Source organism: Microbulbifer sp. VAAF005 (assembly GCF_030012985.1).
Classification (GTDB): Bacteria; Pseudomonadota; Gammaproteobacteria; order Pseudomonadales; family Cellvibrionaceae; genus Microbulbifer.
This window is the reverse complement of sequence record NZ_CP120233.1, coordinates 2,847,917-2,861,644: the sequence shown is the minus strand read 5'-3', so window position 1 is coordinate 2,861,644 and position 13,728 is coordinate 2,847,917. Positions and strand designations below refer to the sequence as shown.

Genomic DNA, 13,728 nt, shown 5'->3' with positions numbered 1-13,728 from the left:
ATACTATCAATTGACGGCCCTTTCCCTCGTCTTAGGGGGCGGCCGGTAGTCATTGGGTCTCAATAAAAAGAACATCGTGAAATGGAAGACGCACATTTACGCCAGCATATTTCCGACTACGACCGTTGGAAAAAAATCTCGATCGCCAATTTGCCCACTTCAGTCAATGGCTAGAGCAGCACTTTTCCAACTCTGCAGGTGCTTGCCAGGTTGTACAACAGGCTCGCGCCTTGCTCGCCGACGACCAGTTTACCCTGGTTTTGGTCGGGGAGTTTTCACGTGGGAAAACGGAGTTGCTCAACGCGCTGCTGTCGCAAACTTACGGCCAGCGTTTACTTCCCTCACGACCCGGGCGTACGACGATGTGCCCAACCGAAATATTCAGTGATGGTGGTGAACGGGCTAGCTTGCGGCTACTCCCAATTGAGACCCTGGCAACAAATACCAGTCTCGAAAGTTTCCGTCGAATACCGCAAAAGTGGGTAACTCACGAGTTTGATGCCAATGATCCAGAGGCGACCAGGGAGACTTTGTTAAAGGTTGCCTCAACCAAGTCAGTAATGCCGGAAGAGGCGGCCCGCTACGGTTTTGACCGCCGCCATCTGGATGGCAAAGGGAATCTTGTCGAAATCCCAGCATGGCGTTTTGCTCTGATTTGCTTGCCGCATCCATTGTTAGATCAAGGTTTGCGTATTATCGACACTCCCGGGCTGAATGCCCTCGGCAATGAGCCGGAACTCACTTTGAGCACTTTACCTGGTGCTCAGGCTGTTGCCTTCTTGTTGGCCGCTGATGCGGGCGTAAGTGGCACTGATATGAGCATGTGGGAGACTCACCTGGCACCGTTGCAGGAGCATCGCGGAACTTCTGTGATGGCACTGCTAAACAAGATGGATGTGCTATGGGATGACCCCGAAGAGGACGCTGAGTTACTGTTGCGCCGCATGCGTGCAGAAGTAGCCCGTCTCCTCTCCCTGCCGCAAGAAAGTGTTGCAGGGGTATCTGCAAAGATGGCCCTGCTGGGGCGACAGCAACGAGATGCGGATTTGATCCGAAACAGCCGCTTTGGTGAGTTTGAGCGGATGTTGGTGCAGCGTCTGTTAGAGCATCGTCATAAAATGGCAGAACACCGCTCACTACATCAAGCGCTTACCTTGATGGCTGATACCCGCGATCTACTCAAGCGTCGCTTAAATAGTGGGCGTGCGGCACTAGCTCACTTACAGCGTAACAGTGGTAATACTTCTGAACAGCTTGCAGAGTTAGAGCAGCTGCAGGTGACTGTTCGTGAACAACATAAGCTTTGCCATCAGGAGTTGCTGACACTTAAGTCGAGCCAGAGAATGCTCTCTAGACAGAGTGCATCGCTGTTGACGCCGATTTCCAGGCAGCAGTTGCAGGCGCTGATTGACGATACCCTGGCTACTCTCAATCGCCGTTGGACGCCCATGGGAATGGCCAAGGCTATTGATACCTTTATGGAGGGAGTGGATCACCAACTCTCCAATCTTGAGCGGGAAGTGGATCAGGCTAATCGCTTGCTCGACGCTGTTTTCGAGCGCTCCAGTTTAAAGAAAGTGGATGATGCCGAGCAGTATTTCACGATTCGCAAATTCCGCTTTGCGTTGCGCGGGTTGCATCGCCAGGCCGCACAGCTGAGGCGCTCGCCGCAGTTACTACTGGCGCGTCGCAATCGTCTCAGTGAGCGTTTTATTACTACGCTTGCCAGCGAAGTGGGTAGGCTTTACGACGAAATGAGTAACAATGCTGAGAGCTGGCTGGAGCAGGCTCTCGAACCCCTCAAGCAGCACGCGCAATACCAGAAGCAATTACTTAATCGCCATCTGATTAAGCTTACCGAGTTAAAGCAGAAAACTCGCAGCCGCCGTACTGATCTTCGAACACTGGAGGATGAGGTTCAACGAAATGATAAGGCGCTGGTGGCGCTAGAGGATCTACTGCGGCACAACAGTTCAGCGCCACAGCCTGTTGCACCGGCGCCGCGTGCGCACAATGTTACGCCTTTGAAGGCCTCCCAAATCACTTGAACCGGGTACTAATTGATATTGGTTCTGGCTGGCATTTGTTATAAGTTGCAGTGTTCTTGTTCACTGACTGCTTCGGCAATTTGCCAGGCAGTGCCTTTCAACCTGACAGATACAGTGCCTTGCCAACGGAAAACCCTATCGCTTCCCCGGAAGCCCAAACTGCCACAACTGATGACGCTGGCTCCGTGGGCCTTGTGGAGCCCAAAAGCCATCATTTTAGTGAGCCTCTGGAGCTGGCCTGTGGCCGCGTTCTCAAAAATTACACTCTGGTTTATGAAACCTACGGTGAACTAAATAGGGAAAAGAGTAACGCAGTCCTGATTTGCCATGCCCTGTCTGGGCACCATCATGCTGCGGGACGACATAGTGCTGACGATAAGCGCCCGGGATGGTGGGACCACTATATCGGTCCGGGTAAGCCGATAGATACTAATCATTTCTTTGTGGTGTCCGTTAATAATCTCGGCGGTTGCCACGGATCTACCGGCCCCGTATCCATCAACCCGGATACCGGCACTACCTGGGGGCCGGATTTTCCATCACTGCGTGTCCGCGACTGGGTCCACAGTCAAGCGCGTCTGGCGGATATGCTAGGTATTCGACAATGGGCGGCGGTTGTTGGCGGCAGTCTCGGTGGAATGCAGGCGATGCGCTGGTCACTGGAATACCCTGAGCGCCTGCGTAATTGTGTGGTGATTGCCTCTGCCATGAAGTTATCTGCACAGAATATCGCGTTTAATGAGACCGCACGCCAAGCGATAACATCCGATCCAGACTTTTGTGATGGGCACTACCTCCAACAGGATAAGTTACCCCGTAGAGGCCTGGCCGTTGCGCGTATGATCGGACATATCACTTATTTATCCGACGACGGGTTGGGGCGCAAGTTTGGTCGAGAATTGCGCAGTGGCAGCTTTCAACAGGGATCGGATGAAGAGGTGGAGTTTCAGATACAAAGTTATCTGCGCTACCAGGGAGCCAGTTTTTCCACCACCTTCGATCCCAATACTTACATTCTGATGACTCGAGCGCTAGATTTCTTCGACTTAGCTCGGGAATACGGGGATGACCCGGTAGAGGCCTTCTCCCATGCCAAGTGTCGGTTTTTATTGGTGTCATTTACTTCTGATTGGCGCTTTGCGCCGGAGCGCTCGAGGGAAATCGCCGATGCCCTGATGCACGCGGATATTCCAGTCAGCTATGCCGAAGTAGAGTCAGCAATGGGACACGATGCCTTCCTGCTGCCCAATGGTCGTTATGAAGGTGTATTTCGTGCCTATATGCAGAGAGTTGCGGCAGAAATTGCTGAGGAGGTGTACTGATGCGGATAGATTTGGATGTGATCCAGGAATGGATCGCTCCCAACAGCCGGGTTCTCGATCTCGGCTGTGGCGATGGTGCGCTGCTCGATCAGCTGGGGAGAAATAAAAATGTGAAAGGCTATGGCCTGGAGATTGATCCCGAGCAAATAGAGCGATGTGTGGCCCGTGGGGTCAATGTTGTCGAGCAAAATCTGAATACAGGGCTGGGAAATTTTGCTGATGGCAGCTTTGATGCTGTGGTGATGACCCAGGCACTGCAAACCTTGAGTCAGCCTCATTTAGTGGTAGAGGAAATGCTCCGGGTTGGGCGGGATTGCATTATTACGTTTCCCAATTTTGGGCAGTGGAAGGCCCGCTGGCACCTCGCATTCTCCGGGCGCATGCCAGTATCCGACTTATTGCCATACGAATGGTATGACACTCCCAATATTCACTTTTGTACTTTTACAGACTTTGAGGTGTTATGCCGGGAAAACGGCTGGGCGATTCTGCATCGGCAAGTGGTTTCTGAGTCCATGGTTGGGCGGGCATTCAAAGACTTTTTACCAAATTTGTTTGGTGAGACAGCCATCTATCATCTAACTCGCTAAACTAAGATTTGCGCCAGCTCTTTTGTGGAGGACTTTGGCGCGATAAATAGATCGAGAGAGGCACTCCTGAGGGGGCCTGACTGGAATTGACCACCAAACCTACCGGGAGAGGTGGTGCCTATAACAACTGGAGGTGGAGCGTGAAACGCATCCTTACCCTGGCTGCTTTTGTGGCCTTGCTATTTTTATCTGTCGGCGCTGCCGCGCAAGAAGCGCGTACGATTAAGAACTACGCTGATTTTGGCGACTATCGAGTAGTCTATTCAGTGTTCAATAGCGATTTTATCCAGCCGGATATCGCCCGTCAGTACCAGTTGGCTCGAGCAAAAGATCGGGCCTATGTAAATGTCTCTGTCGTCAAGAAAGAGGGCGGAACCCATGGCCTCAGCGCTGAGATGTCTGGCACAGCTACCAACCTGATCCAGCAGTCAAGACCACTTAAGTTCAAAGAAATTCGGGAAGGGGATGCTGTTTACTATCTCGCACCCCTGCGCTTTGAGGATGAGGAGACCCTTACCTTTAACGTAGATATCAAGCTGCCCAATGGTAAAAGTGAGACGATTACTTTCCGTCGCAGATTGAACCGATAGACATCTGCCAAGGTTCCGCTAGCTGAGAGCTGGTCGAAACCCCTTCTTTAAGATTCACCGCGGGCCGAGGCCCGCTTTTTGTTTGAAGCAATATGGTAAATAAAATTGTTCTTGCCAGCGGTAATGCCGGCAAACTTCGCGAATTTTCACAGCTGTTCGCCTCATGGGATATACAGGTTCTTCCTCAGTCTGACTTTGGGGTAAGTGACGCTGATGAGACCGGATTGAGCTTTATTGAGAATGCTTTGATTAAGGCCCGCCACGCCAGCCGTATCAGTGGCCTGCCGGCATTAGCCGATGACTCCGGGCTGTCGGTAGATGCATTGAGTGGTGCGCCGGGAATTTACTCTGCACGCTACTCAGGTACCGGGGCGACTGATGAAAAAAACAATGCGAAGTTATTGGAGGCCATGGTGGATGTTGAATCTAAGCATCGCACTGCCAGTTTCCATTGCGCGCTGGCTTTTGTGCGGCAATGGGATGACCCGGTGCCTTTGGTATCTAGTGCAAAATGGAGCGGGACAATTTTGCGGGAGCCGGCGGGAGAGCAGGGTTTTGGTTATGACCCGCTGTTCTTTGTTGAATCTGAGGGAATGACTTCCGCTGAACTGCCGAGAGATTTGAAGAATCGACTGAGCCACAGAGCCCAGGCTATGTCTCAATTTGAGCTTTTATGGCAGCAAAATATGCAGGGTGCCGACCTTGCCTGATCAGATTGCTGAATTACAGCTGCCGCCGCTGAGCCTGTATATCCATATCCCCTGGTGTGTGCGCAAATGTCCCTACTGTGATTTCAACTCCCACCAGGCTGATAGAGACCGGGCTAATTCCGACTACGCCCTGCCGGAATCCGAGTATGTGGCGCAGTTGCGCCAGGACCTGATCAGCCAGTTGCCTTGGGTGCAGGGGCGAAAATTGCAGTCCATCTTTTTTGGTGGCGGAACGCCGAGCCTGTTCTCCCCCCAAGCAATTGGGCAGATCCTGGAGGCTGCTGAGCAGGTGGTGGGTTTTGCTGAGGGGGTCGAGATAACCCTGGAGGCCAACCCCGGCACTTTTGAACAAGCCAAGTTCACGGGCTATCGATCTGCTGGAGTTAATCGTCTTTCTATTGGAGTGCAAAGCTTCGACTCCAATCAGCTACAACAGTTGGGACGTATTCACAGTGGAGAAGAGGCCGAAGGTGCCCTGGCGATGGCGCGTCGCGCGGGCTTTGACAATATTAACCTCGACCTGATGCACGGATTGCCCAATCAGACCGAGGTGGAAGCCCTTGGCGATTTGCGCCGGGCAATTTCCTTGTCTCCAGAGCATATTTCCTGGTACCAATTAACGATTGAGCCAAATACCGCATTCTACAGTGCGCCACCAGTCACCCCCGGCTCCCAGCTGATCGCCAGTATGCAGGGCAGCGGACGCGAACTACTGGCGTCCGAGGGCTATCGTCGTTACGAGGTGTCGGCTTATAGCAAACCCGAACTTGAGTCCCGTCATAATATTAATTATTGGTCATTCGGAGATTATCTGGGGATTGGTGCCGGTGCTCATGGCAAGGTAACCCTAGCTGAAACTGGGCAAATTCTGCGCAGTCGTCGCACACGTACTCCAAGGGACTACTTGTCTATCGCCAGGCAACAGCCCGAGCTGCTGCACAGTGCCTTGTCTGAACCCCATACTGACAGGGTTGAGAATGAGGATTTGCCACTGGAGTTTCTTATGAATGCCCTTCGCCTGGCGGATGGTGTTCCCAGTGATACTTTTACCCGCTACACCGGGCTGCCGATGTCCGAGTTGCAAAAACAATGGCCTACCCTGATGGCAATGGAGCTTGTAGAGTGTCTCGATAAGCGGATTGCTGCCACGGCTTTTGGCTTTGACTATATCGATGAGATTTTGCAGCGCTTCCTGGAGCAGGCGTAAGTCTGTGGCAGGAAAGACTTGAAATCCCATTTTGCGCCCCAATTTTGAGGGCAATGGTGCATCGCAGCTGTATAACCACTGCTGTGACCGTGAGAAGATGCGTCGGCGGTGCCCACGCATCGAGTAACTAAAGAACAGGAATGCAATATGAGCGAGCACTCAATCGTCAACGTATCTGACGCTGAATTCGAAGCAGAAGTTCTCAAAGCTGAAGGCCCGGTGTTGGTAGATTTTTGGGCACAGTGGTGCGGTCCGTGCAAGATGATCGCTCCAGTGCTGGAAGACCTGGCAGGCCACTACGGCGATAAGTTGAAGATCGTAAAAGTAGACGTTGATGCGAATAAAGAGAGCCCGGCCAAATACAATGTCCGTGGTATCCCCACGCTGCTGCTGTTCAAAGGCGGCAATGTCGAAGGTACTAAAGTCGGCGCACTGTCCCGCGCGCAACTGACTGAGTTTATCGACGGTCAGCTGTAAGACTGTCGTTTCCATCCTGCAAAGGGGGTAAATTTCTTTGCAGGATTGGAAACACCCGTTATACTGGCTGTAATTCTGAAATAGTTCAGCGGTCTTGAATTAAATGAGACGAGCTGACAAAACGCCCCTCCACAGGGTCCCTGACCATCCCCGGCGCGTATACTCCTCGAGTTGAACTTGTTCTGATAATGCTCCATAAATTGATTATGGAGAGCAAAAGTTTACTGAGTACTGTGTTCTTGGTAGGAAAAGGTACCTAGGTGTATCGGGTAAATAAACGAGCTAATCTCTAATATCAAACCCCTCCTCAAAATTTCAGGCGTGTCCGCGCCATATGACAACAGAAACATTAATAAGCAATTGGTATGAATCTCTCCGAATTAAAAACCAAACCCATTGAAGAGTTGATTGAAATAGCCAAAGGCATGGGCCTTGAAAACCTGGCCCGTTCGCGCAAGCAGGATATTATTTTCAATATCCTCAAGCGCCACGCCAAAAGCGGTGAAGATATTTATGGCGACGGCGTATTAGAAATCCTTCAAGATGGTTTTGGATTTTTGCGTTCTGCTGACTCCTCTTATCTTGCGGGACCGGATGATATATATGTATCTCCAAGTCAGATTCGCCGATTTAATTTACGTACGGGTGACTCAATTTCCGGAAAGATTCGCCCACCGAAAGAAGGTGAAAGATATTTTGCCTTATTAAAAGTTAACGAAATTAATTTTGACAAACCGGAAAACGCACGTAACAAAATTCTTTTCGAAAACCTCACTCCTCTATTCCCCAACGATCGCCTCACCCTCGAGTGCGGAAACGGCTCCTCCGAAGACCTGATTGGTCGTATTATTGATCTTGTAGCTCCAATCGGGAAAGGTCAGCGCGGCTTGATTGTTGCGCCGCCGAAGGCCGGTAAAACGATTATGTTGCAAAATATGGCACAGGCCATTACGCGCAATAATCCAGAGTGCCATTTGATCGTACTGCTGATTGACGAGCGTCCTGAGGAAGTGACAGAAATGCAGCGCTCCGTGCGCGGTGAAGTTGTTGCCTCTACTTTTGATGAGCCGCCGGCACGTCACGTACAAGTTGCGGAAATGGTAATTGAAAAAGCCAAGCGCCTGGTTGAGCACAAGAAAGATGTGGTTATCTTGCTCGACTCTATCACCCGCCTGGCTCGCGCTTACAACACAACAGTTCCTAGCTCCGGTAAAGTATTAACCGGTGGTGTTGATGCTCACGCCTTAGAGCGCCCGAAGCGCTTCTTTGGGGCAGCGCGAAATATTGAAGAAGGCGGAAGTCTGTCTATTATTGCTACTGCACTTATCGATACCGGCTCGAAAATGGACGAAGTGATTTTCGAGGAATTTAAAGGTACCGGTAATATGGAATTGCAGCTGGATCGCAAGATTGCTGAAAAACGCGTATATCCGGCCATTAATGTGCGCAGATCTGGCACTCGCCGGGAAGAGCTGTTAATGCCAGAGGGCGAGCTGCAGCGAGTGTGGATTTTACGTAAGCTGTTACACGATATGGAAGATGTGGCATCGACTGAATTCCTAGTGGATAAATTGAAAGATTTCAAGACAAATGATGAATTCTTCCTATCCATGAAACGGAAATAATTGTTGTATATAAAGTAGCGTCTATAAAGGCGCTCTTTATTTACTTAAAGCAGAATAAGGCGGTTAATTACGTCTATTACTGTTGAAAAGGCGAGCCATTAGGCATATAAAGTTCCACATTGTGGCGCTTGATATGGATTTTAGGCAACGCGCCTTACTGAATTGGCCCAGGAGTTTCTCCGAAAGGGCCAATCTCAAATGGTTAATCTGGTGGAGCTGGTTATCCATTTGTGACTGCACGACAGCCCACACACCTAGTGAGAACCTTTTGTGAATATCTATATTGGAAATCTGGCCTACGCGGTAACCTCTGACGACCTGCACGAAGCTTTCGGTGCATTCGGAGAGATCTCTCGGGCTACTGTTATCACCGACCGTGAGACTGGCCGCTCTAAAGGCTTCGGTTTCGTAGAAATGCCTAACGACGATGAAGCACGCAAAGCTATCGAAGAGATGAACGACCAGCCTATGTCTGGCCGTAACATCCGCGTTAACGAAGCTAAGCCTCGCGAAGATCGTCCGCGTCGCCCCCGCTTCTAAGCTGTAAAAAGCTTATTATTTCCGCGGCTCGCAGCCTAGGCTTGCGAGCCGCGACTCCCTCCCGCCTCTCTCTTCATTCCAATTGGTGTGTTGTTACCCATCCTGCGCCTTCTGTTTTACACTGCGCTCTGGTTTATAGTCACGCCTTGTTAGCCCATGAAATATAAAGATCTACGCGACTTTATTAAGTTGCTGGAAAAGCGCGGCCTACTAAAACGAATCAAGCACCCTGTTGACCCCATTTTGGAAATGACAGAAATTTCCGATCGCGTATTGCGAGCTGAGGGGCCTGCATTGTTGTTTGAGAACCCGGTAGGCTTTGAGACCCCAGTTCTTGCCAATCTTTTCGGAACACCAGAGCGAGTCGCCCTGGGGATGGGAAGAGAGAGTGTTGCCGAACTGCGTGAAGTGGGAGAACTGCTGGCTTTTCTCAAGGAGCCGCAGCCACCGGAAAATCTCCGCGATGCCTGGGAGAAGTTGCCGGTCTTTAAGCAGGTCCTGAATATGGGGCCAAAAGTCGTAAAGGGTGCAGTTTGCCAACAGATAGTCCTTGAGAAGGATCAGGTTGATCTGCATCAGATGCCAATCCAAACTTGCTGGCCGGGAGATGCCGCTCCGCTGGTCACTTGGCCCTTAGTAATTACCCGAGGGCCTGAGAAGAAACGGCAAAACCTGGGCATATACCGGATGCAATTAATCGGAAAGAACCGCTTGATTATGCGCTGGCTCAGTCATCGCGGGGGGCGCTGGATTATCGGGACTGGTGTAAGAAGCATCCCGGTGAACCCTATCCGGTAGCTGTTGCCCTGGGTGCCGATCCCGCCACAATTCTGGGGGCCGTTACCCCAGTGCCGGATACTTTGTCTGAGTATGCCTTTGCCGGCCTGCTGCGGGGGGATAAGACAGAAGTGACCGATGCCTTACTCAGTGATCTTCAGGTGCCTGCCAGTGCCGAATATGTTCTGGAAGGCTTTATCTATCCCGATGATATGGCTGACGAGGGGCCCTATGGGGACCACACCGGTTACTACAACGAAGTGGACAGTTTCCCTGTATTTACGGTAGAGAAGATTACGCACCGGAAAAACCCCATTTACCACAGCACCTATACCGGGCGCCCACCGGATGAACCTGCGATTTTAGGCGAGGCTTTAAACGAGGTTTTTGTGCCAATCCTACAAAAGCAATTTCCTGAAATTGTCGATTTCTATTTGCCGCCGGAGGGATGCTCTTACCGTCTCGCCGTGGTCACCATGAAGAAGCAGTATGCAGGTCACGCCAAGCGGGTAATGATGGGTGTCTGGTCGTTCCTGCGTCAATTTATGTACACCAAATTTGTTATTGTCGCTGATGAAGACGTCAATGCCAGGGATTGGAAAGATGTAATCTGGGCGATGACCACACGTATGGACCCGGCGCGGGATACGGTGATGGTAGAAAATACTCCGATTGATTATTTAGATTTTGCTTCACCGGTCTCCGGTTTAGGCTCAAAAATAGGTTTTGATGCGACTAATAAATGGGAAGGTGAAACTAGTCGTGAGTGGGGTGTACCTATTGAGCGCGACCCGAATGTGGTTAAAAAGGTTGATGAAATATGGTCTAAATTGGGCCTCGAATAAGCACGGCGTTATATTCTCAGCACCCCCGTCCGAATAAGCGCCTCTGATGGCGCTCAGTACAGTGACCGCTTAGCGGTCACTCTTTATTTTTCCTCTTTCTCTACATATATAATTTTTATTGCTGGCGTCGCAGTTAGGTATGGGGTCGACCGTGGCTCTGAATTAACTATAAGGAATGCTTTAATGAGGAGAATTTATTTAGTACGCCTGATAGAGATAGTTGTTTTCGTATTTTGGTATTAGTACCAAGTGAGCAGGAATAAAATACTGGAAATAATAATATCGAAGAGTTTATATCTGTAGTTATTTGGTATGCAGCCATACCTTGAATAGCCATTGCCAGAATAAAAGTGTGGGGGCTAATTCGAGCGTATTTGTCGCCATTTATTTTTGAATTGGAAATTAAATATAATTAATATTCTTGATGAACAGAGATATGGATATTAACTCGGCCAATGCGATGAAGCGTATTGCTATTCGTCTCATGAAAATATAAAAAAACAACTGTGGGATGACCACTCTTGAAATTTCTATTTTGAGGGGGCTTGTTGTGTATTTTTCTAAGGTTGGACGGGAATATGATAGGAAATTTATCAAAACTAGTAGTTCTATTTTTTGGTATAGCAATATTTCAGCCTGTAATTGCCAGCCAGGGTAATGGTGCAGAGGCAATTTTTGAAAAGATCAAAGGGCTAGCTGGAGAGTGGAGAGAGGAAGGGGCAAAAAATGACGATTTTGTTATTAGTTTTTCCGATACAGCTGGGGGAAGTGTAGTACTGGAAAGTTGGCTCTATAACGGGCGCCAACATTCCCTGACGGTCTACCACTTGGATAATGATAATTTAATAGTGGCGCACTATTGTCCCCAGGGTAATCAGCCCAGGCTAAGTTGGCAAAAAAATAGTGCTGAAAATAGTTTGGCATTCTCTTTCAAGGATGTAACTAATTTTACTTTGGACAGTAAGAGTCGTCTGGATAGTCTCACTTTGACCTGGTTAGGTAACGGCAAGTTACAGCGGGAAGAGACTTACTTGAAGAACGGGGAGCAGTTACCCTCATCCCTGACCCTGATACGTAAATAAGCTGCCAAATCGTTATTAACTGATAGTTTAGATGTATTATTTCTCAAAGCTGGAGCGAAATTCGCGCCAGCTTTTTTATTTGTGAACTTTATTGTGGTTTTGGTTTATATAAGTATGATTCGCGACTGAATTTGCATGCTGTTGCCAGCTTATTGGCATGGGGTGACAGTGCGCGCTATGTCCGGGTTGTGTTTTTGCTTATGGCGACATGCTGCATTGAAAACAAGTGGATATCTAATTCCTGGGGTTGGGAAACGGTAGAAGTTGGAAGTGAGTAAATAACTAAAATTAAATGGAGAGGTAACAAATGGAATTAATTATTTTTGTAATTATTATGGTGGCAGTTCTTGTTCTGCCTCTGAAGTTGGCAGCTGCCATGTTGGGGGCGAAAAATACGGGTGTATTTTATTGTCTTTTCGCTTTGCTGTTGGCCCTAATTATTCAAAGAATTGTTGGCGGCATGTTGCCGGGTGTGACGGATAGCGCTGGAATTTTAATGACAATTCCCCTGGCTGCTATTGCCTATATGCTGGTACTTGGTACGGGTTTTTTAAAGGCTATTCTAATTGCCCTTTTACAAGGGATAATTACTTATTTTGCCATGCTACTCTTTGTGGGATTGCCCTGGGCTGTTTAAAAACGAAATAAATTCTCGTAGAAAGTCTGCAAGCGGCAACTTATTAAATGTTAAATCGCCATTTGCACTATCATTGATTACTAATAGTTTCCTTGCGTGCAAGCTATAACTTTCTGCAAATGGATGCTCTACACATCAGCCTCCGTGCCAATGATGTGTTTCCTGGATTGGGTTTCTACTGGGCAGGCAGGAGGTCCTACTTTCCAATAGGAGCTGCAAGAAATTTACTTAAAACATCAATATAAGCTGGAAAGGCTTCGAATTGGGGTAAATGTCCAACCCCTTCCATTTCGACTAATTCGGCTTTGGGGATTTCTGCTGCTGCACGTTTGCCTAATTTATCGTAACGCCCTAATTTTCCTTGTACAGCTTTAGGCGCACGGGCGCGGCCAATAGCTGTTCGATCTCGGGTACCTATAATCAGTAGGGTGGGCACCTTGATATTGGCAAACTCATAAAGTACAGGTTGAGTGAATACCATTTCGGAGGTTAGGGCATCCACGGTTGCCATATGAGCCGCATCGGGTCCCAGGGTCCAGCCAGCTTGAATATCCAGTAGCGGGTTATATTCTTCGCGCCACTGCTCAGAAAAGTAGGCTTTACTCATGTAGCGTTTGATAGATTCTGGAGTTTGTTTTTTCTCGCGAGCAATGGCTTTGTCCAAAGGTTCATAGGGAACCCATCGCTTCCAGTCTTCAAGGCCTATAGGGTTTACAAGTGCTAGCTTTTTGACTCGCTCCGGGTACATCAGGGTAAACCGGGTAGCCAGCATACCTCCCATAGAGTGCCCAACTACCATAACTTCTCTTATTTTCAATTTATCCAATAAAACTTTGGTATTGTTGCTAAGCCCCTGAAAAGTATATTGGGTAAGCGGTTTACTGGATTTTCCGAAACCGATCTGGTCCGGTGCTATAACCCGGTACCCTAGCTGACTGAGTTGGGAGATAGTCTCCTTCCAGTAGGCCGCCGAAAAATTCTTACCGTGCAACAGGAGTACCGTTCCTCTTGCATTTTTACCCTCTGCAGGCGGTACATCCATAAAGGCCATTGCCAGTGGCTGCCCCTGTTGTGCGAAATGAAGGTGATGAACTGGATAGGGATATTCGTAATCAGTTAAGGCTTTATCTTGAGGCGTTACTGAATATTCAGCGGATGCATGGCCAGTAAAAAACACACTGGCGGTAAAAAGTAAGGCAACTATGTAGTGCACAAAGAGGGTCACAGCCGTGTCCTTATTGGTAAACGGGAGTTCACTATAGGCGCAATTGGGGAGTG

12 protein-coding genes and 1 pseudogene are annotated in these 13,728 nt (G+C 49.2%); 12 read left to right on the top strand and 1 reads right to left on the bottom strand.

The genetic code is table 11. The features are described 5' to 3' along the window. Window positions 1–125 precede the first annotated feature (125 nt). The 12 genes and pseudogenes from P0078_RS12605 to P0078_RS12550 all read left to right on the top strand — a co-directional run bounded on the left by P0078_RS12605 (window position 126) and on the right by P0078_RS12550 (window position 12,450). Entirely contained in the window at window positions 126–2,048 is a 1,923-nt protein-coding gene (locus tag P0078_RS12605; protein WP_282930321.1) for a dynamin family protein, read from the top strand. Between the two features lie 137 nt (window positions 2,049–2,185). Further along, complete coding sequence (gene metX / locus P0078_RS12600) at window positions 2,186–3,370, top strand: homoserine O-succinyltransferase MetX (RefSeq protein WP_282934603.1); 1,185 nt, start codon at window positions 2,186–2,188, stop codon at window positions 3,368–3,370. Further along, complete coding sequence (metW, locus tag P0078_RS12595) at window positions 3,370–3,960, top strand: methionine biosynthesis protein MetW (RefSeq protein ID WP_282930320.1); 591 nt, start codon at window positions 3,370–3,372, stop codon at window positions 3,958–3,960. The genes metX and metW overlap by 1 nt, the downstream gene beginning before the upstream one ends. Before the next feature lie 140 nt (window positions 3,961–4,100). Further along, a complete protein-coding gene (locus P0078_RS12590) occupies window positions 4,101–4,550 on the top strand; it encodes a DUF4426 domain-containing protein (RefSeq protein ID WP_282930319.1) in 450 nt (149 codons plus the stop codon). 92 nt (window positions 4,551–4,642) lie between these two features. Then, window positions 4,643–5,260 (top strand): RdgB/HAM1 family non-canonical purine NTP pyrophosphatase, encoded by a 618-nt coding sequence (rdgB, locus tag P0078_RS12585; RefSeq protein ID WP_282930318.1) that lies wholly within the window; start codon window positions 4,643–4,645, stop codon window positions 5,258–5,260. After that, window positions 5,253–6,467 carry a radical SAM family heme chaperone HemW gene (gene hemW, locus P0078_RS12580; protein WP_282930317.1) on the top strand — a complete coding sequence of 405 codons (1,215 nt, stop codon included), beginning with the start codon at window positions 5,253–5,255 and terminating at the stop codon, window positions 6,465–6,467. The genes rdgB and hemW overlap by 8 nt, the downstream gene beginning before the upstream one ends. Before the next feature lie 147 nt (window positions 6,468–6,614). Continuing rightward, window positions 6,615–6,944 carry a thioredoxin TrxA gene (gene trxA / locus P0078_RS12575; protein WP_282930316.1) on the top strand — a complete coding sequence of 110 codons (330 nt, stop codon included), beginning with the start codon at window positions 6,615–6,617 and terminating at the stop codon, window positions 6,942–6,944. Between the two features lie 365 nt (window positions 6,945–7,309). Continuing rightward, window positions 7,310–8,569 carry a transcription termination factor Rho gene (rho, locus tag P0078_RS12570; RefSeq protein ID WP_108731406.1) on the top strand — a complete coding sequence of 420 codons (1,260 nt, stop codon included), beginning with the start codon at window positions 7,310–7,312 and terminating at the stop codon, window positions 8,567–8,569. A gap of 270 nt (window positions 8,570–8,839) precedes the next feature. Next, a complete protein-coding gene (gene rbp, locus P0078_RS12565; RefSeq protein WP_108731407.1) occupies window positions 8,840–9,109 on the top strand; it encodes an RNA-binding regulator in 270 nt (89 codons plus the stop codon). A gap of 156 nt (window positions 9,110–9,265) precedes the next feature. Beyond that, a pseudogene (gene ubiD / locus P0078_RS12560) lies at window positions 9,266–10,731 on the top strand (4-hydroxy-3-polyprenylbenzoate decarboxylase). 578 nt (window positions 10,732–11,309) lie between these two features. Further along, the gene (locus tag P0078_RS12555) at window positions 11,310–11,813 is read left to right on the top strand and encodes a hypothetical protein (protein ID WP_282930315.1); all 504 of its coding nucleotides are present in this window, start codon (window positions 11,310–11,312) and stop codon (window positions 11,811–11,813) included. Window positions 11,814–12,120: 307 nt separating this feature from the next. Beyond that, complete coding sequence (locus tag P0078_RS12550; RefSeq protein ID WP_282930314.1) at window positions 12,121–12,450, top strand: hypothetical protein; 330 nt, start codon at window positions 12,121–12,123, stop codon at window positions 12,448–12,450. 196 nt (window positions 12,451–12,646) lie between these two features. Here the strand turns inward: P0078_RS12550 and P0078_RS12545 are convergent, their stop codons facing one another. Further along, the gene (locus P0078_RS12545) at window positions 12,647–13,675 is read right to left on the bottom strand and encodes an alpha/beta fold hydrolase (protein ID WP_282930313.1); all 1,029 of its coding nucleotides are present in this window, start codon (window positions 13,673–13,675) and stop codon (window positions 12,647–12,649) included. Window positions 13,676–13,728 lie beyond the last annotated feature (53 nt).

Excerpts from the sequence above, each read along its gene's own strand:
- rho (WP_108731406.1), top strand. The coding sequence starts at position 7,310 with ATGAATCTCTCCGAATTAAAAACCAAACCCATTGAAGAGTTGATTGAA.
- trxA (WP_282930316.1), top strand. The coding sequence starts at position 6,615 with ATGAGCGAGCACTCAATCGTCAACGTATCTGACGCTGAATTCGAAGCA.
- P0078_RS12550 (WP_282930314.1), top strand. The coding sequence starts at position 12,121 with ATGGAATTAATTATTTTTGTAATTATTATGGTGGCAGTTCTTGTTCTG.
- P0078_RS12555 (WP_282930315.1), top strand. The coding sequence starts at position 11,310 with ATGATAGGAAATTTATCAAAACTAGTAGTTCTATTTTTTGGTATAGCA.
- rdgB (WP_282930318.1), top strand. The coding sequence starts at position 4,643 with ATGGTAAATAAAATTGTTCTTGCCAGCGGTAATGCCGGCAAACTTCGC.
- metW (WP_282930320.1), top strand. The coding sequence starts at position 3,370 with ATGCGGATAGATTTGGATGTGATCCAGGAATGGATCGCTCCCAACAGC.